Annotated in this window: 20 protein-coding genes and 1 pseudogene; 9 read left to right on the plus strand and 12 right to left on the minus strand. The window is 43.2% G+C overall.

Annotation, left to right across the window (positions count from 1 at the left end; translation table 11 throughout):
* The first annotated feature begins 4 nt into the window (after positions 1 to 4).
* Both AC2VE5_RS00545 and AC2VE5_RS00550 read left to right on the plus strand, forming a co-directional pair.
* Positions 5 to 1,327, plus strand: a pseudogene (locus AC2VE5_RS00545) (TIGR03279 family radical SAM protein).
* Entirely contained in the window at positions 1,327 to 4,038 is a 2,712-nt protein-coding gene (locus tag AC2VE5_RS00550; RefSeq protein ID WP_486885828.1) for a glycoside hydrolase family 10-like protein, read from the plus strand. The pseudogene AC2VE5_RS00545 and the gene AC2VE5_RS00550 overlap by 1 nt, the downstream one beginning before the upstream one ends.
* Here AC2VE5_RS00550 and AC2VE5_RS00555 read toward each other — a convergent pair.
* Entirely contained in the window at positions 4,035 to 4,769 is a 735-nt protein-coding gene (locus AC2VE5_RS00555) for a DUF429 domain-containing protein (RefSeq protein ID WP_486885829.1), read from the minus strand. The two genes, AC2VE5_RS00550 and AC2VE5_RS00555, sit on opposite strands and share 4 nt — an antisense overlap.
* 35 nt (positions 4,770 to 4,804) lie before the next feature.
* Here AC2VE5_RS00555 and AC2VE5_RS00560 point away from each other — a divergent pair, with 35 nt between their 5' ends.
* A complete protein-coding gene (locus tag AC2VE5_RS00560; protein ID WP_486885830.1) occupies positions 4,805 to 5,800 on the plus strand; it encodes a glycerate kinase in 996 nt (331 codons plus the stop codon).
* A 26-nt stretch (positions 5,801 to 5,826) separates the two neighbouring features.
* Here the strand turns inward: AC2VE5_RS00560 and AC2VE5_RS00565 are convergent, their stop codons facing one another.
* From AC2VE5_RS00565 to AC2VE5_RS00575, 3 genes are read right to left on the minus strand one after another with little or no spacing between them, the layout of a single operon-like run.
* Positions 5,827 to 6,531 carry a DevA family ABC transporter ATP-binding protein gene (locus AC2VE5_RS00565; RefSeq protein WP_486885831.1) on the minus strand — a complete coding sequence of 235 codons (705 nt, stop codon included), beginning with the start codon at positions 6,529 to 6,531 and terminating at the stop codon, positions 5,827 to 5,829.
* Between the two features lie 9 nt (positions 6,532 to 6,540).
* Complete coding sequence (devC, locus tag AC2VE5_RS00570) at positions 6,541 to 7,710, minus strand: ABC transporter permease DevC (protein ID WP_486885832.1); 1,170 nt, start codon at positions 7,708 to 7,710, stop codon at positions 6,541 to 6,543.
* Complete coding sequence (locus AC2VE5_RS00575; RefSeq protein ID WP_486885833.1) at positions 7,707 to 8,894, minus strand: ABC exporter membrane fusion protein; 1,188 nt, start codon at positions 8,892 to 8,894, stop codon at positions 7,707 to 7,709. Before AC2VE5_RS00575 ends, devC begins: the two co-directional genes overlap by 4 nt.
* Before the next feature lie 66 nt (positions 8,895 to 8,960).
* On the opposite strand from AC2VE5_RS00575, the gene AC2VE5_RS00580 reads away from it, so the two are divergent.
* Positions 8,961 to 9,635 carry a TetR/AcrR family transcriptional regulator gene (locus AC2VE5_RS00580; RefSeq protein WP_486885834.1) on the plus strand — a complete coding sequence of 225 codons (675 nt, stop codon included), beginning with the start codon at positions 8,961 to 8,963 and terminating at the stop codon, positions 9,633 to 9,635.
* Between the two features lie 28 nt (positions 9,636 to 9,663).
* Here the strand turns inward: AC2VE5_RS00580 and AC2VE5_RS00585 are convergent, their stop codons facing one another.
* The 6 genes from AC2VE5_RS00585 to rph form a co-directional block, all read right to left on the minus strand.
* Positions 9,664 to 9,867: a hypothetical protein gene (locus AC2VE5_RS00585; protein WP_486885835.1), complete on the minus strand. Its 204-nt coding sequence runs from the start codon at positions 9,865 to 9,867 to the stop codon at positions 9,664 to 9,666.
* Between the two features lie 40 nt (positions 9,868 to 9,907).
* Entirely contained in the window at positions 9,908 to 10,300 is a 393-nt protein-coding gene (locus tag AC2VE5_RS00590; RefSeq protein ID WP_486885836.1) for a hypothetical protein, read from the minus strand.
* Between the two features lie 286 nt (positions 10,301 to 10,586).
* Positions 10,587 to 10,763 (minus strand): hypothetical protein, encoded by a 177-nt coding sequence (locus AC2VE5_RS00595; protein ID WP_486885837.1) that lies wholly within the window; start codon positions 10,761 to 10,763, stop codon positions 10,587 to 10,589.
* A 99-nt stretch (positions 10,764 to 10,862) separates the two neighbouring features.
* Entirely contained in the window at positions 10,863 to 11,102 is a 240-nt protein-coding gene (locus AC2VE5_RS00600) for a hypothetical protein (protein WP_486885838.1), read from the minus strand.
* A 91-nt stretch (positions 11,103 to 11,193) separates the two neighbouring features.
* The gene (bchB, locus tag AC2VE5_RS00605; protein ID WP_486885839.1) at positions 11,194 to 12,720 is read right to left on the minus strand and encodes a ferredoxin:protochlorophyllide reductase (ATP-dependent) subunit B; all 1,527 of its coding nucleotides are present in this window, start codon (positions 12,718 to 12,720) and stop codon (positions 11,194 to 11,196) included.
* 133 nt (positions 12,721 to 12,853) lie between these two features.
* Entirely contained in the window at positions 12,854 to 13,573 is a 720-nt protein-coding gene (gene rph / locus AC2VE5_RS00610) for a ribonuclease PH (RefSeq protein ID WP_486885840.1), read from the minus strand.
* A 218-nt stretch (positions 13,574 to 13,791) separates the two neighbouring features.
* Between rph and AC2VE5_RS00615 the strand changes: the two genes are divergently transcribed.
* Both AC2VE5_RS00615 and dcd read left to right on the plus strand, forming a co-directional pair.
* Positions 13,792 to 14,328 carry a P-loop NTPase family protein gene (locus AC2VE5_RS00615; protein WP_486885841.1) on the plus strand — a complete coding sequence of 179 codons (537 nt, stop codon included), beginning with the start codon at positions 13,792 to 13,794 and terminating at the stop codon, positions 14,326 to 14,328.
* Positions 14,329 to 14,450: 122 nt separating this feature from the next.
* Positions 14,451 to 15,044, plus strand: a complete 594-nt coding sequence (dcd, locus tag AC2VE5_RS00620; RefSeq protein ID WP_486885842.1) for a dCTP deaminase — start codon at positions 14,451 to 14,453, stop codon at positions 15,042 to 15,044.
* Here the strand turns inward: dcd and AC2VE5_RS00625 are convergent.
* A complete protein-coding gene (locus AC2VE5_RS00625; protein ID WP_486885843.1) occupies positions 15,030 to 16,544 on the minus strand; it encodes a thymidylate synthase in 1,515 nt (504 codons plus the stop codon). The genes dcd and AC2VE5_RS00625 overlap by 15 nt on opposite strands.
* A gap of 621 nt (positions 16,545 to 17,165) precedes the next feature.
* A complete protein-coding gene (rlmN, locus tag AC2VE5_RS00630) occupies positions 17,166 to 18,239 on the minus strand; it encodes a dual-specificity RNA methyltransferase RlmN (RefSeq protein WP_486885844.1) in 1,074 nt (357 codons plus the stop codon).
* Between the two features lie 120 nt (positions 18,240 to 18,359).
* On the opposite strand from rlmN, the gene lgt reads away from it, so the two are divergent.
* The 3 genes from lgt to AC2VE5_RS00645 all read left to right on the plus strand — a co-directional run bounded on the left by lgt (position 18,360) and on the right by AC2VE5_RS00645 (position 22,378).
* Positions 18,360 to 19,235, plus strand: a complete 876-nt coding sequence (gene lgt, locus AC2VE5_RS00635; protein ID WP_486885845.1) for a prolipoprotein diacylglyceryl transferase — start codon at positions 18,360 to 18,362, stop codon at positions 19,233 to 19,235.
* 124 nt (positions 19,236 to 19,359) lie between these two features.
* A complete protein-coding gene (gene cobM / locus AC2VE5_RS00640; protein WP_486885846.1) occupies positions 19,360 to 20,157 on the plus strand; it encodes a precorrin-4 C(11)-methyltransferase in 798 nt (265 codons plus the stop codon).
* A 37-nt stretch (positions 20,158 to 20,194) separates the two neighbouring features.
* Positions 20,195 to 22,378, plus strand: a complete 2,184-nt coding sequence (locus AC2VE5_RS00645; protein WP_486885847.1) for a pentapeptide repeat-containing protein — start codon at positions 20,195 to 20,197, stop codon at positions 22,376 to 22,378.
* Positions 22,379 to 22,476: the final 98 nt, after the last annotated feature.

A 22,476-nucleotide genomic window follows, 5' to 3' on the forward strand; every position in this document is an offset into this window, starting at 1 on the left:
ATTTATGAATGCCACCAACCCCGCCAAAATCACTAAAATTCTTCCCGACTCCATCGCCGCCGAAATGGGTTTTGAGGTGGGCGACGCTGTTGTAGCTATCAACGGTACGCGCCCCCGCGACTTAATAGACTATCAATTTTTGTGCGCCGACGAACTATTAGAACTAGAAGTAATCGACACTACTGGGAAAACTCATCATGTAGAAATTGAGAAAGAGTACGACGAAGGCTTGGGATTAGAATTTGACAGCGCTTTATTTGACAACTTGATTCAGTGTAATAATCGCTGCCCTTTTTGCTTTATAGATCAACAACCCCCCGGCAAACGTCAAAGCCTGTACTTCAAAGACGACGACTACCGCCTGAGCTTTCTTTACGGCTCTTATCTCACCCTCACTAACTTGAGTCCAAAAGAATGGGCAAGAATCGAGCAAATGCGATTATCGCCCTTATATGTATCTGTCCACGCCACCGAGCCTGATATTAGAATTAGACTATTAAAAAATCCTCGCGCCGGGGAAATATTACAACAACAAAAGTGGTTTCAACAAAAAAGGCTGAAAATTCACGCTCAGGTAGTAGTATGTCCAGGGATAAATGACGGCAAGCATTAAAAAAAAACTCTACTCGATTTGGCTTTTTTTCACAAAGAAAAACCCCCCGCCGTAGCTTCCGTTGCGGTTGTACCTGTAGGTTTAACCAAGTTTCGCCCCACTGAAGACGAATTAACTCCAGTGACACCAGAGCAAGCCGCCGGAGTCATCCAACAAGTGCAAAGTCTGCAAACCAAATTTCGTACTTCGTTAAAATCTACCTTTGCTTGGTTAGCTGATGAGTGGTTTTTGATTGCAGGGGCAGAGCTACCGCCCGAAGCTCACTACGAAAACTATCCGCAGATAGATAATGGTGTAGGCTCGATTCGCTCTTTTCTCAAAGAATTTGACTTAGCTGCCAAGAACTTGCCCAAACAAATCCCTACAGCCAAAAAACTTACTTGGGTAGTAGGCAACGCTGTAGAAAAAGCTTTTCAGCCAATTGTAGAGCGGCTAAATGAAGTAGAAAACTTAGAAATAACGATGATTGCTCTATGTAGTAATTATTGGGGACAGAGTATTACCGTTACAGGTTTATTGACTGGCGAAGATTTGTTATCAGGGTTACAACAGAAATACTTAGGTGATGGAGTGTTACTACCTGCTATGATTCTTAAGCATGGCGATACTTGTTTTTTAGACGACATGACCGTTACAGAACTATCTTCCAAACTCAGTACGCCAATTTTGCCCGTCCAGGGGATTGCCGAGCTAATCGAAACCTGTATTAAATAATGCCGACAAAATTAAGTTTAACCGTGCTGCTACCAATAGTTCGGGTCACTTTTAGCCGCGAAAAAGTAGCAAGAAATTTGTATGTTTGGTTGGGCGCAATCGCCTGGGGTTCGAGCTTATTGCCGTTATTTGCTTTGCCCACCAAAGCCGTAGAAACAGAAATATTGGGCGTAGTTAGGAGCGGAGAAAATGCTCAAAACTGGCAGAATATTACCACGCGCTTGCAAGCATCGGGAATAAATTACTGCGTGATCGATCTTGCAAACGTAAGAAGCGTTACAGATTTGAGCGATCGCCCGGTGGTATTTTTACCGAATGTAGAGACAATATCCCCCGCCCAAGCGATCGCTTTAGAAGGATGGATGAGCAGAGGCGGACGGGTAATTACTAGCGGCGCTGTGGGTAATAAAAGTCAGCCTGGAGTTCGGCAATTAATGCGGAGTCTGTTGGGAGCTTACTGGGGACTTGGATTTGAAGCGCCATCAAAATTACAACCATTAAAAACTAATTCCCAACAATGGGTCAAAGATTCTCTAGGCGGTACAGCTTGGGGAGGCTCAGTAATTCCCACTGGGATAACTAGCCAAACAGCAGCAATTTGGCAAACGCCAAATACGCCTTCTGCCGTCGTCACTACAGAGCGCACAACGCTTTTAGGCTGGAATTGGGGAAATACCGCCACAGCTGCCGAATTTGATACAGCATGGTTAAAAGCTGCTCTTGGTCGTCATATCAAGTTAACTGCCAATGAAAGCACTAATAAACCAAAAAACTGCAATGGTACGGTAGCCGCCAAGCCAACTACCAATAGAACTGTCGTTAACCCAAATCTGCCTCTAGTTACTCAAAAGCCCAGAAGTCAAACAGTTACAAATCAGCCAATAGCTATAGTTAACCCTAAAGTTGTAACTCCCGCCTCGGATGAGCCATTAGATAGGCTTGCACCAAGGGGATTAGTTGCCCCCAACGCCAAAAGTCCAATTACGGGCGTAGAAGTGATCGCGCTGCGTCAAGAATTGGAAAACTTGATTGGTAGATTTGAAAGCGCCCAACTAGCCGCAAATTCGCGCGCTCATCGCCCCACAGAAACTACAGAAATAGCTAGTTCTAAAATTACAACCCTGCCCCAAAGCGCTATTCAAGCCTTGGCTGAAGCTAGAAAAATCGCCAAAACTTTACCCCAGCTAGTTAGCACGAGAAACTACACCAAAGCAAGAAGTGAGTGGCTCAAAGCTTCTAAACTATTGTGGGAAAACTACCCCACAAATCGCCCGACTTCTCAACCAGAAATTCGCGCTATATGGTTAGATCGAGGCACAATTGTCCGCGCAGGTTCCGAGCAAGGATTAGCAAAAGTTTTTGACAAACTAGCGGCAGCAGGAATCAATACCGTTTTTCTCGAAACCGTTAATGCTGGCTATCCTATTTATCCAAGTCAAGTTGCACCCCAAGCAAATCCTTTAGTAAAAGGTTGGGATCCTTTAGCATCGGGAGTTAAGTTAGCTCACGAAAGAAAAATAGAGTTACACGCTTGGGTATGGGCTTTCGCCGTTGGCAATCAACGTCACAACACGTTAGTCAATCTGCCCGCAAACTATCCGGGACCCGTGCTTGCCGCTCATCCCGATTGGGCAAGCTATGATAACCGGGGAAGCTTGTTTCCGCCCGGTCAAAATAAGCCGTTTTTAGATCCGGCAAATCCCGAAGCACGTCAGTACGTACTAGCTCTATGCAATGAAATTGCCCAACGCTACAAAATAGATGGTTTGCAACTAGACTATATTCGTTACCCATTCCAAGATCCGGGAGCCGACCGCACTTACGGCTATGGTAAAGCGGCAAGGCAGCAGTTTAGGCAATTAACAGGCGTAGATCCGACTAAAATTAGCCCACGCGATCGCGTTTTGTGGCAAAAATGGACGAATTTTCGCACCTCCCAAATCGATTCCTTTGTTGCCCAAGTAGCGCAGCAATTGCGTCAGGTGCGCCCGAATATAATTATGTCCGTTGCCGTATTTCCGCTTCCCGAACAAGAGCGCCTCAACAAGTTACAGCAGCACTGGGAAGTATGGGCGCAACGGGGTGATATAGACTTAATTATTCCTATGACTTACGCTTTGGATACTTACCGTTTCCAGCGTCTTGCTCAACCTTGGATTAGCTCGGTGAAGTTAGGTTCGGCGCTAGTTGTACCAGGAATTCGCTTATTTAACTTGACTTCTCCCGTTGCTGTCGATCAAATTCAGTTAGCGCGAGATTTGCCAATTAGCGGTTATGCGCTATTTGCTGTAGAAAACCTTAACAGCGACTTGCAAGGTATTTTTCAACGTACCCAAGGCGGCGCAAAGGAGCCAATTCCTTACCGTCAACCTTTTCATACGGCGGCGGCGAGGTTCACATTGTTGCAACAGCAGTGGAATTATCTGCTTGCCAGCGATCAACTGATTTTGGTTAAAAGCAAGCAATCGAGTTTTGATACCGAAGCACAAGTCCTAGAAACTGCCTTAGCAGAACTTGCGGCTAATCCTACATCGGGGCGATTGAGTACCGCCAAGGCGGCTCTGAGTTCCTTTGAGTCGCAGTTTAAAGATGGGATGCGCTTTTACAGGTTAGAAAATCCCTATCAATTTAAAGTTTGGTCAAATCGGATCGATACTATAGAGCGATTATTGGTTTATGGCGATCGCGTTGTTTTAAAAAAGCACCGTTAAATTTCGCGTTTGGGAACTACAATATAACCCGTAGCGCGATCGCCTAATACTATATTTCGTTCTAGTCCCCAATACCACCAATAAGCTCCAACGTAAGCGCAAACTATACTATCTAACTTGTCTTCCAATGCTTTTAAGGCGGCTCCTGTAAAGGGGATTTCTGCCAACAGTACCGGATTAGAATTTAGCTTAAGGGCAGGTTGAAAAGTAGGTAAAACTTCCACAATATATTTATGCAGTTTAATTAGTTCCAAGCGGCGCTCTAACAAGCGTCCTTTTTTATATTTCAAGATTAAAGGTAAATTAAATAATTCCACAATCGCCGGATGGGGGAATACTTCTATTTGGTATCTACCTAATTGTTGCGCTGTAATTTCTGGTGCGTGGCTAAAACCTCGATTTTCTAACTCTATGCCAAAACCGACAGTGCGATCGGCAAAAGCAAAGCTGAGATTTGCGGGATAACAACCAGCGTGGTAACGTCCAAAATATTTGTGGGTAAGTTTGTCTGGAGCGCGCGTTCCCGTAAGATTGGGAATGATGGTAGGGGCATCTACAGCAACGATCGCGCTATCTTCAAGTTGAACGCAGTTATCTAACCAAAAAAATACGTCAGCGATCGCTTCAATACGGTCTAGATCTAATAAATACAACTCTCCGTCTACCAATTCCAAGCAACACAGTCCGCTTGGTTGCGATTTCCAACCTAGATCGATACCGATAAATTTCATTTTTATAATAATACTTAGCGTTTAATTTACTCCCAATGGATTTATGGCTTGAACAAATTTTGGCAAATAGCCGATCGCAATTATTCGATGCAGCACGGGCTAAAGCCTTTGGGATTACACCGGAAAATGTGGATAAGTACGCGCCCATTTTCCGCACTGTTTACCCTGCTTGCAGCCAATTTAATCAACAAACTCTAAAGCTACCAGCAGATAAGTTTGCGACCAATCTGTGGACTTGGTGGCTGCCTCTAGCGATGCTGATAGCGTCCTACCGTCAATCGCAATCAAAACCTTTAATTCAAGGTATTTTAGCAGGACAAGGAACAGGCAAATCTACCTTAGCTTCCATCCTAATATTAATCTTGAGTGAGATGGGTTATCGTAGTTGCAGTTTGTCTTTGGACGACTTGTACAAAACCTATCGCGATCGCCTAATTTTAAAGCAGCAAGACCCACGTTTAATTTGGCGCGGTCCCCCTGGTACTCACGATCTAGATTTGGGTATAAATGTCTTGGATGCGCTGCGTCAGCCCAACTTTGACGCAATAATTCACCTTCCCCGCTTTGATAAATCGGCTCATAACGGTGCGGGAGATCGAGGAACTCCTGAAGCAATTTCAGGGGCGGATATTGTTTTATTTGAGGGTTGGTTTGTGGGTGTTCGACCAATCGATCCGGGGGCTTTTGACACCGCACCACCGCCAATTATTACCGATAGCGATCGCCAATTTGCCCGCGATATGAATGCGAAATTACAAAACTATTTACCTTTATGGAAACGAATAGATCGCTTGATTTTGTTGTATCCGCTCGATTACCGTTGGAGTTTGCAGTGGCGACAACAAGCCGAACATCAAGCAAAGTTGCTTGGTAAATCGGGAATGAGTGACTTAGAAATAGAGCAATTTGTTAATTACTTTTGGATAAGTCTGCATCCAGAGTTATTTATCAAACCATTAACCGCAACTTCTAGGGGGGTAGATTTGGTAATTGAAATTATGAGCGATCGCTCTTGGGGTAGGGTGTATTAGCGAAAGCTTTCCACTCAATTCATTAACTAGGCAACAGACGATAGGGCGGTTGTATTGTTAGTCAATTTACCATCCTCCATCTCGACAATGCGATCGGCGATATCTAAAATTCGATTGTCGTGGGTGACTAACAAAATTGTGCAACCTTGTTCCCTAGCCAGCTTTTGCATCAAAGTGACCACATCGCGTCCTGATTTACTATCTAGGGCGGCGGTAGGTTCATCTGCTAAAACAAGTTGAGGATGACTTACTAAAGCTCGTGCGATCGCAACGCGCTGTTTTTGTCCGCCGGATAAATCGTCGGGATAATAATTAATTCTTTCTTCTAATCTTACTTCCGTAAGCATTTCGGCGGCGCGAACTTGCATTTCGGTAAGTGAAATATTTTGGTGAAGTTCTAGCCCCATCTTGACATTTTGCAGGGCGGTCAAACTTCCGTGCAAATTATGCGCCTGAAAAATATACCCATGATGGCGACGCGCGCGGGTGAGTTGCCCTGCTGTCGCACCAGCAAGTTCTTGTCCCAACACTTGCAAACTACCTGCTTGAGCCGATCGCAATCCACCAATTAAAGTTAGCAAAGTTGTCTTGCCAGAACCCGAAGGACCAGTCATAATGACGATTTCGCCACTATTAATTTCGAGGTTGATGTCATAGAGAACTTGTTTTTGCAATGCACCTTGACCAAAGTAATAATCGAGGTTGCGAACGACAATAGCAGGTTGAGACATAATACAAACCTAGAACATATCAGCAGGATCGGCAGATTGAAGTTTGCGGGTAGCGATCGCTCCCGACATTCCACACATAATTAAAGTCAGAAATAAGACGAGAATTGCTCGTAAAGCGGTCATATAAATTGGTAAAGCCGTCGCTTTAGCCGCTAGAGAATAAAGTCCTAAAGGCAACATAGCACCAGGAATAAAGCCCAAAACTGCCAGAATAATGGCTTCTTCAAATACCACCGTCAGCAAATACCCATTGTTGTAGCCCATCGCTTTAAAGGTGGCATATTCTTTGAGATGAGCATTTACATCGGTAGATAGCACTTGGTAGACAATTACGATACCAACGACAAAAGCCATTGCCGTTCCCAAGCCAAAAATAAAGCCAATCGGGCTTGAACTTTTCCAATAATTTTCTTCAAACTTAATAAATTCTGCGTGAGTCATTATTTGCACATCGTTGGGTAAATCCGATCGCATCGCTTCTAATACCTGATGTTCGTCAGCACCAGGAGTCAAATACACTAAACCCAAACTAATACTGGCAGCTTCTCGCCTTGGAAACATCAACAAAAAATTCTGATCGCTGGTCATCAACGTACCATCAGCGCCAAAGGAAGCACCCAAAGTAAATAAACCTGCTACTGCGATCGTGCGCCCTTCTACTTCAGTTGTTACCGATTGAGTATTGCTATCGATAGCCAAGATTGTGTCTTGATAATCGCCGCGACTACCGCGATCGAAGACTACCGTATCAGGCAGTTTTAGTTTGTCCAATTGCTGATTCACTTCGGGCAAGTTGAACGCTGGGCGATCGGCATTAAAGCCAATTAATTGAACTGTAGCTTCCTTCCTCGTCTTTGGGTTCTTCCAGACAATAGTATTGGCGTAAAAAGGCTCTGCGGTTTTCACTCCTGGAATATTCATCGCCTGATACAGCCGTCGCCGCGAAAAGGTAGACAAATTCTGCATATTCCGAGCTTTGGGACTGACTAAAACAATGTCAGTTTGCAAGGAACGATTGAGACGAGTATTGCTATCGTACAGAGCGTTCTGAAAACCTAGCTGCATAAACATCAAAATGTCTGCAAAGGCAATGCCAGATAGTGCTACTAATAAACGTCCTTTCTCACGACTCAGTTGCAGCCATCCCAAAGGCGTGCGCCGTTTTAGTTTTTGGATCATGGCTCAATCACCACCTTTACTTGCAAGTTGGTAAACTTTGCAGCTTTCTGGCTGGAGGCTGCATCTAACGCTACATGGACTTCAACTACTCTCGCGTCAATATTGGTGCTGGGGTCAGTATTAATAGTATTTTGTCGTCGCACCTGGGAACCAATTTGAGTAACTTTTCCAGACAATTCACCCGATAGCGAATCGCTCGAAACTCTTACCTTTTGCCCGTTGCGGACTTTATTTACATCACTCTGATAAACTTCTGCGCTCACTTCCATCTGCCGGGTTTGTCCTAGTTCTACAATGCCATCACTAGAAATAACTTCCCCCGGACGGGTGTGAATGTATAATACTTCGCCATTAACGGGCGATCGCACAACTGCCTGTTCTAGTTCTGCTTTTGCCTGATTTCTGGCAGAAACCGCTTTATCAACTTCAGCGCGATCGTAAGCTATATCAACCGGGCGTACTTCAGCAATTTTGTTTAATGTTGCTTTGGCTGCGGCGATTTCTGAAGGGAGAGTCGATCGGGTGCGATTGAGTTCTGCTTGCGCTTCTTGTAGGCTTTTTTGTGCCGTTTCTAGTGTTAAACGCCTGGAGTCGCGATCGGAGGCGGAGATTGCCCCATTTTGATAAAGCGCTTGATACCTTTGATACTCAGTTTGAGCATTACGAACTTCGGCGGCTAATCGGGCAATTTTTGATTGTTGGGAACTTATATCGCCCTGTCGCTGGGCTTCTAAACGTTCAATTTCTGCTTGTTGCGAGGCGATCTCACCTTGTTTTGCCCCTGCTTGAGTAATGGCAAGTTTTGCTTGGGCAACTGTTACATCTTTTTGGGCTTGTTCTAAGGCTGCTTGGAGAAAGTCGCGATTATCCAAAATTGCGATCGCTTGTCCTGCTTTTACTTGACTTCCTTCTTTTACCAATAAGCGATCGACGCGGTTGCCACTATTAGAAGTTGGTGCAGATAGTTTAATTACTTCTCCCTTGGGCTGCAATCGCCCCAAGGCAGTAACAGTTTTAATTGCTGCCTCGCTAACAATCTCCGGCGGTGGTGGAGGCGAGGTTAACGCAAAGCGCCAGAACCCCACCGCCGCGCTACCAATACAAAGTGAAGCTATAGCGATGGTCGTCCACCGGGACTTGCGAACTTTGGTAGCTAAACTTTCTTGAACGGTTACGTTTTGCATCTTTCCTACCTTCTAAACTATACAGTTTAGTTTATATAGCATCAAACTAAACCGCTTAGTATAGTAATGTCAAGTTTGACGCATTATTTCAGAGGAAGCGATCGCCTAATGGCAGAGACACCCATCCATACAGAACGCCAACTATCTCCAGAGAAAGCCGAAGCAATTTTAGCTGGGGGGATGCAAGAGTTTTTGACTCATGGCTTTGCAGCAACGAGTATGGATCGAGTTGCAAAGTCAGCAGGGGTATCGAAAGCAACGGTTTACAGCCATTTTCAGGATAAAGAAGGCTTATTTAACGCTTTAATCAGTCGCTTAGTTAAGGGAAAATTTCGCTCAATACTAGACACGCCTATCAATGAAATAGTGCAAGCAGATCCAAAGATTTTTCTGCGAACATTAGCCAATCGGTTTTTAGATTCAGGGATGGACGATCCGCAGTTTCTCAATTTTATGCGTGTAATTCTGGGCGAATCCGGGCGATTTCCTAAGTTAGCCCGCGCTTTTGTTAGTAATATCGAGCAAACCGCTTTTAATACACTGCGTCAATACTTTACGTCTTGTTCTGGGCTTAATTTATCCGATCCCGAAGCAACGGCGCGAATTTTTGTAGGTACGCTCGTGCATTATCTAATTGTGCAAGAGATGTTACATGGTAAAGATATTGTGCCAATGGAACGCGATCGCTTAGTGGAAAACTTGGTAAATTTGATCGTTGGAAATTCAGCAAAAAAGACTTAAAGAGATAGCAATCGCCATTTTGATAAAGTTAGGTTTTGTCAGCTTGCAGCGCTTCTAACATGATGGTTGCAGCCTCAGAAGCATCATAGGGCGACCAAACGGGATAAGACTGCTCTTGTTTAATTAGGTCGGTTTCCTGTTGAGCTAATTCTGATGCTAATAATTGGATGACGTAGAGTTGATCAACACGGTTGAGACTTTGAAGCATATTAAGCAATTCTGTCGAGACCATCTTCTATTTTTAGTGAGTATAAATTACTGAAATCTACTATTTAGGCGCTGCCAGTTTTCTTAGCGACAATGTTTACCATTCCACTACTAAATGTATCTTGAATAATAGCTAGACCTAACTCACCCATTTGTTTAATCAACCAATTTTTATCTAGTCGCAACTTGCAATAAGAACTAGCTTTAAACGCCCATTGCGTCCCATCCTTGTAATGAAGCAAGTCATGCACTTCCACAAACTCTTGATGATATTCAAGAAAGCAAGTCAAAATTCTGCTGTCATCACTTCGTACCGGAATAAAACGCTGGTGTCCGAGAAGTTCTACTGAAACATAATCGCGGAATGGTGAAGTACCCCAACTTGCTTCGCTGAAGTTGGGGCTTCCAACACAACTGGCAAGGGCGGTCTTATTCGCCTTTGGAGTTTCCCGTTTCAACAGCCGATGCCACGTTAGGTACTCATTTCTGAGTTCGGGACTAAACCCGATGATGGTCTTACTCCACCTCCACAGGCAGTCGTCCCACTTCCTGAGACGAAAATATTTTGTTTTTTTGGTTTAGAACTTATGTATGAAAAGTTACGTTATTCGCCTTTCAAGTTCAGTGCAGTTTCTAGTCTTTTTGTCTGCTCTGTAAGCGGTTCGCCAACTGCGGCTACGTCCTCTCTCCCAACTAGAGCTTTGGGTATATGTATAATCTCATACCTAGAAGTGAAAGTCAAGACTAATTGAAGACTAAGAGTCTCCCGCTATCCATCCCCTCCCTGCCTGCGGCGAGGAAGGGGAATTCCGCGAAATCCGTTAAAACTATTATTCCGCCTTCAGTAAGTTTTTGACTCACCTCAGATATTAAATTGCGGACAGCATCAAGGGAATCGAGATGGGTTAGCGTGTCACCCATACAAACTACTAACTGTGTTTGATTGCTGATATGTTTACTAAAGTTTAGTAGATCGTCCTGAATTGTTGTAATAGGCAGGTTGATAATATTTTCTTGTAACTAAGATAGCAACACAGCGCAAGAATCTATTGCAAGAACTGAGTAACCAAGTTCTGCTAGTGGAATTGACTGAAATCCTGTACCGCAGCCTAAATCAATGGCTAAACCCTTTGGAGCAGTATCAAGCCCTAGCTGATAAAATAAGCTGCGGTTGCGCTCTAAGGCTACATTTACATCTCCAGCCATCCAGCTATAAATAGCCCCAAGGTGTCGATCGTAATGTTCTTTAGCATTATTCATTCGATCAGTGCAAAATTTAAGAGAAAACTATTAATAAAGGAGTTCCCAATTGAAAACTCCTTTATTAACTTATAGTGTAAAGCTTAGGAAACTACGCGCCTACAGATTCTTTAGCGGCGTACATTACTTCAAGACTAATTACACTAAAACCGCGATCGCGTGCAAATTTTTCAGTATTGCGCTTAACTTTACCGCGTACAAATCCAGGCACTTTGTTTAATTCTGCCTGTGCTTCTTTATTCCAACCTAAATCGGAATCAGCAGAAATGCCTTTAGTAATTACTTCCTTGGTATCGTGTCCGCCGAAGATTTCGAGTAAGTGGTCTTCCATACCCAAAGTAAAGGAATTGTAGACCAAATCGGCGATTTGATTTGTACCTTCATAGCCGCAAAATGGCTTGTAGCCAATGGGGAAGTTCTGAATATGTACTGGCGCAGCAATTACACCACAAGGGATGTTTAAACGCTTGCCTACGTGGCGTTCCATTTGCGTACCAAAGATAGCTGAAGGTTCAACGCGAGCGATCGCATCGCCAATTTGTCCGTGATCTTCAGTTACGATTACTTCATCGCAGTATTCGCCGACTTGTTCCTTAAACCACTCCGCATCGTACTTGCAATAAGTACCCGCCCAAACAACGTGAATGCCCATTTCCCGCGCTAATATTTTTGTCATAGCGGCGGCGTGGGTGCTATCGCCAAAGACTACAGCTTTTTTTCCGGTTAAATTTTGACAGTCAATCGAGCGCGAAAACCAAGCAGCTTGAGAAACATACAAAGTTTGCTCGTTGATAAAGTCTTCGTAGTTTACATCTGCACCTTGATCGTTAAGTATCTGCTGAATTTTGCGAATGCAACGCGCTGTTTCTACTACACCCATCGGCGTAATATCTACATAAGGCATCCCAAACTCTTGTTCTAGGTACTTCGCCGACATTACCCCTAGTTCCCGATAAGGTACTAAGTTAAACCAAGCTTGGGAAAGTCTTTTGAGGTTAAGAACTGACGCTGCTTCAGGAATTACCTCATTAATTTCAATGCCCAAATCCGTCATCAGGCGCTTTAATTCGGTGCAATCGTGGTGATTGTGGAAGCCAAGACTAGAAATACCAAAGATATTGACTGAAGGCTTTTCAGTTTTACCTGTAGGTAATTCGCCTTTTTTTCGGGCTTTTTCGGTGTATAGCTGAACAATTTGCCGCAGGGTAATATCCGCCGCTTGCAATTCGTTGACGCGGTAGTGGTTGACATCTGCCAGCATTACATCGCACTTTGTATCGATGGAAGCACGTTCGACAAAGTTTTCTAAGTCTTCTTGCAAAATGCTAGAGGTGCAAGTAGGAGTAAGCACAATTAAGTCAGGGTGTTCTTCGGTGTCTTTGCGAGTAATATTGTCAACGACCTTTTCTTGAGAACCCCGCGCCAATACGTTGCGGTCTACCGAACTAATGGTAACTGGAGTAAAATTGCGATCGCGCTCTAGCATGGAACGCATGACATTAAAGTAGTCATCGCCAATTGGTGCGTGCATGATGGCATGGACGTTTTTAAAAGAGCTAGAAACTCGCAAAGTTCCAATATGGGCGGGTCCTGCATACATCCAGTAAGCCAATTTCATATCCTTGCAATGCTCCCTAATTTATATAGCTTGGAATAGTTATTATTAGTCTTGTAGTTTCCGATTGTCCCAGAGATATTGGGTGCTAGTGCAGTTACTTACAATTTTTGCAACAAAAAGATAAGTGCTGGAGTTATTTATGCAATGCTTGCTGCTGCGCGGCGAACAGTTCCTTAATACCTTTTTCGGCAATATCGAGCATTTGATTGGTTTGAACCCGGCTAAAACTGCCTTCTTCGGCGGTTCCTTGAATTTCTATAATGCCTAAGTTACTGTTCATGACTACGTTTAAATCTACTTCTGCCGCTACATCTTCTGGGTAGTTTAAGTCTAGATAAGGTTCGCCTTGGAGTATTCCTACAGAAACCGCCGCTACTTGGTGGCGAATCGGAGAGCGTTCTAGAACTCCTTGTTTTATCAGGGATGCGATCGCATCAGATAGCGCCACAAAGCCCCCAGTAATAGAGGTTGTACGAGTTCCGGCATCAGCTTGGAGTACGTCAGCATCAATAGTAATTGTGCGTTCCCCTAGTGCCTCTAAATCAATGGCTGCGCGCAAACTGCGCCCAATCAAGCGTTGAATTTCTTGTGTGCGTCCTGATAGTTTTAATAATTCTCGTGGTTGGCGCTGGGGGGTTGCACCGGGTAACATTCGATATTCCGCCGTTAACCAGCCTTTTCCCGAACCGACTAAAAACTTGGGTACTCCATCAGTAATCGTTACCGTACAAAGAACTTGCGTATCACCACATCTAGTTAAAACGGAACTAGCTGCAAAGCGCGTAAAACCAAGCTCAAAGCTAATCGGACGCAACTGTTCGCTTTGTCTACCATCGGGACGTTGCCAAGACATGACTATTGCTCGTTTAGTTATCAGAACTTAGCCAAGTTTATGACATTTTGCGATCGCATCTCGCACTCCTCGTTGCCAAGCTACTCATAGTTTTTCGGGAAAATCAACTATCTTCTAGCTGTTGACCTCTACTTATATCTAGTGTTAAATCAAAAGACTTAGCTAATAAATACGCTATATATCCGTATTATTTTTCCTCAACGGTTAAATGTTGTCCTATGGTTGCCCAGCTAGAAACTCCCGCATTAACAACTCCTAATAGCCTACCTTATGCGATCGCGGGGCTTGTCCAAGTATTTACCTGTTCGCCGCGCTGCTTTTTTACAAGTGTGATGGCGCAAGCCTTAACAATTGCTGGACAAGGTACGCCTGTATTGATAGTTCAGTTTCTTAAAGGCGGGATAGGGCAAGGGTTTGAGCATCCGGTACAGTTAGGGCAAAATTTAGATTGGATTCGCTGCGACTTACCTCGTTATATCGATACTCCCCAACTAGACGAAGCAGAAACAAAGTCATTACTCGCATTGTGGCAGCATACACAAAAAGTTGTATCTGAGGGGAAATATACTTTTGTAGTGCTTGACGAATTAAGTTTAGCGATTTCTTTTGGGTTAATTCCGCTAGATGACGTATTGGAATTTATTAAAAAACGTCCCGCTCATGTAGACATTGTACTGACAGGTACAGAAATGCCCCAAGAAATCCTCGAATTAGCCGACCAAATCACTGAAATTCGCCGCAGTCACCAACCGTAAGGGGCGGCATTTTTGGGAAGAATTCTTCTCCCCAAAAGATGCCTTCGCAAGGCATTGCGCCCTTACGCTACATTTCAAGGTATCTTAGTAATCCCCGATCGTTTATCTACCCTTTGAAACTTGTGATTAAAAACGACATCTGGATTACTAAAATGGCGACTGAAGGCATGATTGCACCTTTTGAGTCAAAGCTAATTAGAAAACATCAGCAAGACTCAGTATTACAGCCAGTAATTAGCTATGGACTTTCTTCTTATGGATATGATATCCGGCTTTCAAGCGCAGAATTTCGGATCTTTCGTCATATTCCTGGAACAGTAGTAGATCCTAAAAACTTTAATCCTGAAAACTTAGAACAAACCCAACTGCATACAGATAGTAGTGGTAATTATTTTATTTTGCCTGCTCATTCCTACGGTTTAGGTGTGGCTCTAGAAAAACTAGAAGTTCCAGCAAATATTACAGTTATATGTATTGGAAAAAGCTCGTATGCAAGATGTGGAATAATAGCAAATTTAACTCCCGCCGAGGCTGCATGGAGAGGTCATTTAACTTTAGAATTTTCTAATTCTTCTAGTGCAGATTGTCGCATTTACGCTAATGAAGGTGTAGTACAACTGCTATTTTTAGAAGGGGAACCCTGCGCCACAAGTTACGAGGATCGCAAAGGTAAGTATCAAGACCAAGCTGAAGTTGTGACTTTAGCTAAAGTTTGATTTTAAAGCTCGATCTTGAGTGTATAAAAATTGATTTATTAACGCTAATTCTGCTTTTTGCAATTCACTTCCTAAATACATTGCGTGTCCAATTTGCAAAGCGGGACAATCGGCGGCGATTTGTCTGCAAAGCCCAGTTGCAGATTTACCAAAATAACAGTTAACAACTTCTCCTGTTCCAGGGGTCATGTGTTCAACAACAATTGTGTCAGCTTGGACGTTAATTACAAAACTACCTGAAGGGTCGGCGTAGTCTTTTTGCGCTACAAGTTTTTTATACTGATTTTGAATTAAATTATCGGCATTTTCCCAACAATCATCGTAAATATGGGCGCTTTGGCTAATAGTAATTAAGGCTCCCATTTGCAATCTATAGTTAGAGACTTCGCACACTCGATCTAAAATATGTTTTTGCAATGCTCGTAACCCCATTGCATTCGCCACCCAAGCAGAAAACATATCGTTGCTGCGAAAAGTAGCGGTTAAAGATAGCTCGTTATCTACAACTCTTACCCAAATATGATTGAGACAAGGAGGACTATTATTCCCTTCGCCGTCTTGTACATCCCATAAAGACATTACCGCTCTAGCAGAATCAATATCGGCAATTAGTTTACCAATTACTTGCTCTACTTGATCTAATCCAAAATGCGATCGCAATCTTTGCCCATAAGTATACTTAACCCCTTCTACCGTAGGCGCATCGTCTAATATTTGCGAGACGTACTCATTGATAAAAGCGCGATCGCATGGGAGATAATTGGGTTCGGGAAAGTAAAATTCCTCTGGTTCATCGGTGACAATTGCCACTAAATCGATTAATTCTTGCCATTGTCCATCGTAACCCGTTGGTCTGATTGTTCCTGTAGTTTTGATGCGGTGAACAATTTTTACCCAGGTTTCGGCAATTGTCCGCCCTTCGATGCGGTGTCCGTAGCGCGTCCCTGGTAATACTGTGGGTTCTACAGTGTCTAGGGGATAGGTTTGGGGCGAACTCCAAGGCTCTAGAGGCTGCCAGTGCGTGTAAGCTTTTACTTTGCTTACAGCATCAGCAATTGTTTTGGCTTCTACCCATTCTATTGATTGGCGTAATTGTTCTAATACAGGCGCGGGGACTTCTATATCTATATACCCCACTACGGTAGAGCGAATTATCCAAGACTGTTTACCCGTGTCTGTAACCCCCAACTCAAAACCGTTACAGAAAAAGTCAATTAAACACTTACTCGCTCCGGCGTTACGGTCTTCTTTGGTAGCGTTAATTACAACTAAGTATCGTACAAAGGGATTTGCCAATAAATTGCGAATCAATAGCGAAATACCTCTAGTTGGGCTGTAGAGTGCGCCTATACCTGCGTATTCGTGTTTTTGTAAGTGTTTAGCAACGCTTTCCTTTACCGTCCACCCGGTTGCAACTACTGTTTGACCTGTACCGCAAATTATTTGATTTGGTTTGTATGGGGGTTGATAAAAAACTTCCCTAGTTAAGGAGCTAGTCATTTTTTCACCTCGATATATTACGAAATTGCAACAAGCAAAGCTGTATAAGTTTATGTTCCTCTCTAATTGATGGCAATGCAAAACTTAAGCAAATACTTAGAAAAATATAGATATATGCGATCGCGCTTACTTAGTTAATAAGTAATTTCCCAAGGTTTAATTTTTGATTAAGTTTATGGGCAATCTATGTATAAACGCTAGAATAAGAGAGCTTAGCAGTGGGGATCATCAAACTTAAAGGTAAAGGGTACAAGAAAAAGTTTTAATACTCTACCTAAAGTTACAGGACAATCACCTGTATGGGCTTACACAATAAAGCTAGAAAGTTACAAATATTGCAATTGATGTTCGTTTAAGAGCTAGGCAATAAGGGTATATTGATTAAGTTTTGTAGATTTTTGTTTTAATTTATTTTTTTCAAAGTTTGCTCAAACAGGTACAAAAATGCAAGTAATTCAAAAAATTCGCTGTCCTAACTGCGGTAGTGAAGGAGAACGCCACTATATTGCCGAAAGCAAGCTAATTCGCACGCAATGCCCGACTTGCGACTACTTAATGGTTACTTGTTCCGACACTGGCAAAGTAATCGAAGCCTATGCACCAGGAATTGATAGCTGCCGTTTAAACTTGCGTAGTAGCACGAAGTTGTCCGCAAGCAGCGTTGGCTTCCAGTCCCCGCGAGTACCTCACGCTAACAGCGATTTGCTGCTGTTGTAAGGCATTAACAAAAGCTTGAATGGCACGAGGGCTAGGACGTTCGTAGTCCGCGTCCGCAATTGGGTTGTAAGGAATCAAGTTTACATGACATTGAAAGCCGCGAAGTAGTTGAGCAAGTTCTGTAGCTTGCCTTGGTGAATCATTTACTCCCGCCAGTAGGACATATTCAAAACTAATACGCCGCCCTGTAACTTGCACGTATTCCTTACATTCAGTAATCAAATCGTTAAGAGAATAATTGTTAGCGCTGGGGATAAGTTCGGCGCGGAGATTTTGATTAGAGGCGTGGAGGCTAACTGCCAAGGTAACTTGTAATTCGTGCTGGGCGAGTTTGCGAATGCGCGAACGAATGCCAACGGTAGAAAGAGTTATGCAGCGCTGTCCGATACCCACATCTCGATTGAGCAATTCAATTGCTTTTAAAACATTATCGGTATTTAATAGCGGTTCGCCCATACCCATAAATACAATATGGCTGACGCGCCGTTTAAAATCTTCTTGGACTGTCAAAACTTGATCGACAATTTCGCCAGAAGATAAATTGCGAGTAAAACCGCCTTTTCCGGTAGCGCAGAAATCGCAAGCCATCGCGCAGCCGACTTGACTGGAAACGCAGACAGTTAGACGTTTTTCTGTAGGAATACCCACTGTTTCCACAACCTGATTATCGGCTAGTTGTAGCAAATATTTGACAGTTTTGTCGGGTGATTGAGAACGCACGTGTACTTTCGAGCGTCCAATTGGGACATGAGAAACGGTAGAACGCCATTGTTTGGAGAAAACTGAGATATCGTCAAGACTTTGCGCCCCTTTATGGTAAATCCAATCGTGCAATTGTTTGCCACGATAGGCAGGTTGTCCTTGAGAGATTACCCAGTCTGTAAGTTCTTGTAAATTTAAACCTAATAGCGTTGAGTTAGTCTGTTCTGGCTCGATAGTGGCAGTCTGTTTAAGTTGGGTTTGGTCTTTGCTACCCATAAAAGTAATTTTGTATATAAAAGTAGATATATTACGACCTTAACTTATTGGCGCGGATGGGACAAATAATCTTGACCCGACTTCTTCAGGGGATAATAAATATTTCTGAGGAATTATTATATGTTGCCGGATATTAGCCAATTACCTTTAGCGATGCAATTTACTTCTCCAGGTCCGGTTTTAAGGGAAATTGGACCGATAACTATTCGCTGGTACGGTTTACTCATCGCTTCTGCTGTATTAATTGGGATAAATCTTTCTCAGTATTTAGCCAAACGCCGCCATGTCGATCCTGACTTGCTGGGAGACTTGATTATTTGGCTAGTTATTGGCGCAATTCCCGCCGCGCGGTTGTATTACGTTATTTTTGAGTGGTCGAAATACTCCCAAAATCCAGAGACAATTATTAGAATTTGGGAAGGTGGGATCGCAATTCATGGTGCAATTATTGGCGGTGCGATCGCGGCATTAATTTTTGCTAAAGTCAAAAATATTTCTTTTTGGCAGTTAGCCGATTTAGTAGCACCTTCACTAATACTAGGGCAAGCGATCGGGCGCTGGGGCAACTTTTTCAACTCCGAGGCTTTTGGAAGCCCGACTAACTTGCCTTGGAAGCTGTACATCCAACCCCAATATCGCCCCGCTCAATTTGCTGATGTTGCTTACTTTCACCCGACATTTTTATACGAGTCTCTGTGGAATTTGATGGTATTTGGCTTGCTAATGACGCTATTTTTTCGGGGATGGAAAGGAAAGCAACTCAAAACAGGTACACTATTTTTGGTTTATTTGGTTGCTTATAGCTTGGGGCGGTTGTGGATTGAAGGCTTGCGTACTGATAGCTTGATGCTGGGATGGTTGCGGATGGCTCAAGTTGTGAGTTTAGCCAGTATTAGTTTAGGATTAGCGGGACTAGCTTGGCTATATATTTACAAGCGCTCTTTACCGGATGTTGTGTCAGTAAAAAATCGAGAGCGGGAGTTGTCCCAAAGATAAAAATTTCCAAAAAAAAGCTCTAGAGTCAAATTCTAGAGCTTAACCAGGGTGCATCTACCACTTATTACTTCATAGGTGGATGAATCGTTTCCGCAAAAAAATAAATAATTAGTAAAACTTTTTTATGTCCCAGTCCGAGCTTCTCCAATCAACACCAATTATACCCCTAGCACCAGCCGTTTACCTTGTAGGCGCGGGTCCTGGCGATCCCGACTTGCTTACTGTCAAGGCGCAAAAACTTCTAAGCCAAGCTGATGTAATTTTATTTGCTGATTCCTTAGTACCCAAGCAAATATTAGAGTTATGTCGCCCAGATGCGGAGATTATTCGTACGGCAAATAAAACCTTGGAGGAGATTTTACCTTTGATGGTGGAAAAAGTGCGATCGCATAAATCAGTAATTCGCCTGCAATCGGGAGATCCGAGCCTTTACAGCGCCATTCACGAACAAATGCAAGCACTCGCCGCCGCCGATATTCCTTTTGAAGTTATCCCCGGAATTAGTGCTTTTCAAGCCGCCGCCGCTAAACTCAAAATAGAATTAACTGTTCCGGGAGTGGTACAGACAATTATCCTCAGTCGCATTAGTGGACGCACCCAAGTACCCGCCACCGAAGAATTATCTTCTTTAGCTGCCCATAAAGCTAGTTTGTGCCTATATTTGAGCGCTCGTCATATAGAAAATGCTCAAGAACAATTATTAGAACACTACGCACCAGAAACTCCGGTAGCTATATGCTTTCGCTTAGGTTGGGTAGATGAAAAGATTTTAGTAGTTCCTCTTAACAAGATGGCAGAAGTCACCCAAAAAGAAAACCTTATTCGGACAACATTGTATGTAATTAGTCCAGCATTGCAAGAAATGGGTGAAGTGCGATCGCGTTTGTACCATCCTGAACACAACCATTTATTTCGCCCATAACCGTTGAAATGGGATCAATTACCGGGATAGTCTGGCAATGGGATTAAAAAGGAGTGATTGGGTATTTTGTTTTTGGCAATGGGCGATCGCACTTTCTCTAATCCTAATACTGTTGCTACCTCAAAGCGCCTGGGCAGCTTTAGCGCAACCAGAGCGGACAGTTTTAACTTTAGAATTGCTGCAAGCAAGAGTAAAAACGCCTAAACTAAGCGGCGGTGTCCAAATAATCGATTTGCAACACTTTATTATTGATTTACGCCCAGAAAATCCTGGTTTTCGCGCCAATTTTGACCAAATTTTACAAACAGGGTTGCAAAGAGCAGGATCTAGTCCTTTGGGTTTAGATTTGAGTTATTCGCTTATTCAAGGGGATTTTGTAGGGAATAATTTGGGACTAAGATCGCCTATATACGGGCAAGCTTTAGCACCAATATTTACGCCTACAGAGCAGGCACAACTACAACGCGATCGCCGTCGCTATGCTCAATTGAGCCAACTATCAATGTCGCTGCTGGGTTCTCAAAGCGCTACCCCTGCCCAAATTACGGTATTTCGCGGTGGTTTGAAGTTGGTGCAGACTCGTTTTAGCGGTGAAGTAAATTTTACTAATACATTTTTTCTTCAGCCTGTAGATGCTTCGGGGGCGATATTTGCCCAAAACGCCAATTGGACGGAAACGCGATTTAGTCGTAATGTCAGCTTTGCGGGGGCGAGTTTTCGCAAACAAGGGATATTTCGAGGTAGTATTTTCTTTACTACGGCGGGGTTTAATCAAGCTCAATTTCAAGAAACTGCTACTTTTAGCGGCGCTACGTTTGAAGATACAGGCAACTTCAATCAAGCAAGTTTTTACGAACAAGCGAGATTTAACCGGGTGCAGTGGCGGGGAAATGCCGATTTTTCTCAAGTACGCTTTGCAAATCGAGCCTTATTTACTAAAAATCGCTTCTATAAATCTTTGTTTCTTACCGAAGCAACTTTTAATCAAGCTGTCTCGTTTCGAGAAACGCAATTCGATCGCCCGGTAAATTTGCGCGGCGCGAGTATTCTTAATCAGGCAGATTTTAGCGATGCAGCTTTTGCTAATTCTTCGGCTTATTTGAACGTATCCGATCTTGGTTTTGATGCGGAAGCAGCTAAAATTCTTGGCAATCCGGGACAAATTGGCAGCGCGATTCAAGTACCAATATTGCAAGGTAATGAAAATGTATTGCGAAATCTAATTCAAAACTTTAGGCAATTGCAGCAAATAAGCGATGCCAATCAGTTAGATTACACTACCCAAAAGCTGCGCCGCGATGAGTTGCGCCAGAGATTGTTGGGGATCAATATTAATACTGCAAGTTCTGAAACTTTACTAAAACTAGGATTTTCGCCTGTTCAAGTTGAAGCGATCGCAAACTATCGTTTCAGTCAACCTTTTCGTAATCTCAGCGAGGTTTTGAGCTTAGACCAAATCGATCTCAATACTTATATCAAAGTCCGCGATCGCCTGGTAGCAACTTCTCCCATCTCCTATACAGAATCGGTATTACTAGCATGGCAATGGTTGGCTTTAGGTTTGTTGTTGCTACTTAGTCGTTACGGTACGAGTTTTTGGTTAGTGTTTGGAGTAGGGACAATTGCGATCGCGCATTTTGGGTTAATATTTTGGCTAATTGACCGTTGGCGACGGCTGCACCCCCAAAAGATTTTACCCACAGTTTACGAAACTAGCTGCGTACTCAGTAGTTTTTGCTTGTTGGTGCTGTTTGGTTTAATTGCAATTTTTCGCACTTCAACTCAGCCATTTTTGACTTTAGGTTGCGTAGAAGCGATCGTTTTACCAATTCCCTTAGTTTTAGTTGCTAGGCTGTACCAAAAAGGGCGCTATCACGATTTGATGAATAGCAGCTATTTTGTGGAAGATGGCAGTATGCGGCAATTGAGATTATTGATTGGTAGATTGCCCGTTATGCCGCGATTTCCGTTATTTCGAGAGCGTTATATGCCAGTATTGTGGTCAAATCGCTGGAATTGGCTAAATTACTACGATTTTAGTCTAAATAACTTGCTGAAATTGGGTTTTAATGACATCCGGCTGCGGGATGAACATTTACCAGGAATTGTCACTACTCTTGCTTGGTATCAGTGGGTGATTGGTTTGCTTTATTTAACTTTGCTGTTATGGACTTTATCGCGCACGATTCCAGGGTTGAATCTGCTGATTTATCTTAAGTAGGTTGATGCAAAAGTCATTTTGTAGCTAGAGGCAGGAAATGAGTTGTGAAAAGAGAAGTTGAAGAATTGCTCAGACGGTATGCTACGGGGAGAGAAATT

This window comes from Aliterella sp. E5.1, assembly GCF_057473825.1.

What these genes read in the sequence shown, in the direction of transcription:
- AC2VE5_RS00615 (WP_486885841.1), top strand. Translation starts at nt 13,792, where the DNA reads ATGGTTGCCCAGCTAGAAACTCCCGCATTAACAACTCCTAATAGCCTA.
- AC2VE5_RS00625 (WP_486885843.1), bottom strand. Translation starts at nt 16,544, where the DNA reads ATGACTAGCTCCTTAACTAGGGAAGTTTTTTATCAACCCCCATACAAA.
- AC2VE5_RS00595 (WP_486885837.1), bottom strand. Translation starts at nt 10,763, where the DNA reads ATGGGTGACACGCTAACCCATCTCGATTCCCTTGATGCTGTCCGCAAT.
- AC2VE5_RS00645 (WP_486885847.1), top strand. Translation starts at nt 20,195, where the DNA reads ATGGGATTAAAAAGGAGTGATTGGGTATTTTGTTTTTGGCAATGGGCG.
- devC (WP_486885832.1), bottom strand. Translation starts at nt 7,710, where the DNA reads ATGATCCAAAAACTAAAACGGCGCACGCCTTTGGGATGGCTGCAACTG.
- AC2VE5_RS00560 (WP_486885830.1), top strand. Translation starts at nt 4,805, where the DNA reads ATGGATTTATGGCTTGAACAAATTTTGGCAAATAGCCGATCGCAATTA.
- AC2VE5_RS00565 (WP_486885831.1), bottom strand. Translation starts at nt 6,531, where the DNA reads ATGTCTCAACCTGCTATTGTCGTTCGCAACCTCGATTATTACTTTGGT.
- AC2VE5_RS00580 (WP_486885834.1), top strand. Translation starts at nt 8,961, where the DNA reads ATGTCAAGTTTGACGCATTATTTCAGAGGAAGCGATCGCCTAATGGCA.
- AC2VE5_RS00555 (WP_486885829.1), bottom strand. Translation starts at nt 4,769, where the DNA reads ATGAAATTTATCGGTATCGATCTAGGTTGGAAATCGCAACCAAGCGGA.
- rlmN (WP_486885844.1), bottom strand. Translation starts at nt 18,239, where the DNA reads ATGGGTAGCAAAGACCAAACCCAACTTAAACAGACTGCCACTATCGAG.
- AC2VE5_RS00575 (WP_486885833.1), bottom strand. Translation starts at nt 8,894, where the DNA reads ATGCAAAACGTAACCGTTCAAGAAAGTTTAGCTACCAAAGTTCGCAAG.
- cobM (WP_486885846.1), top strand. Translation starts at nt 19,360, where the DNA reads ATGTCCCAGTCCGAGCTTCTCCAATCAACACCAATTATACCCCTAGCA.
- bchB (WP_486885839.1), bottom strand. Translation starts at nt 12,720, where the DNA reads ATGAAATTGGCTTACTGGATGTATGCAGGACCCGCCCATATTGGAACT.
- AC2VE5_RS00585 (WP_486885835.1), bottom strand. Translation starts at nt 9,867, where the DNA reads ATGGTCTCGACAGAATTGCTTAATATGCTTCAAAGTCTCAACCGTGTT.
- lgt (WP_486885845.1), top strand. Translation starts at nt 18,360, where the DNA reads ATGTTGCCGGATATTAGCCAATTACCTTTAGCGATGCAATTTACTTCT.
- AC2VE5_RS00550 (WP_486885828.1), top strand. Translation starts at nt 1,327, where the DNA reads ATGCCGACAAAATTAAGTTTAACCGTGCTGCTACCAATAGTTCGGGTC.
- rph (WP_486885840.1), bottom strand. Translation starts at nt 13,573, where the DNA reads ATGTCTTGGCAACGTCCCGATGGTAGACAAAGCGAACAGTTGCGTCCG.
- AC2VE5_RS00600 (WP_486885838.1), bottom strand. Translation starts at nt 11,102, where the DNA reads ATGAATAATGCTAAAGAACATTACGATCGACACCTTGGGGCTATTTAT.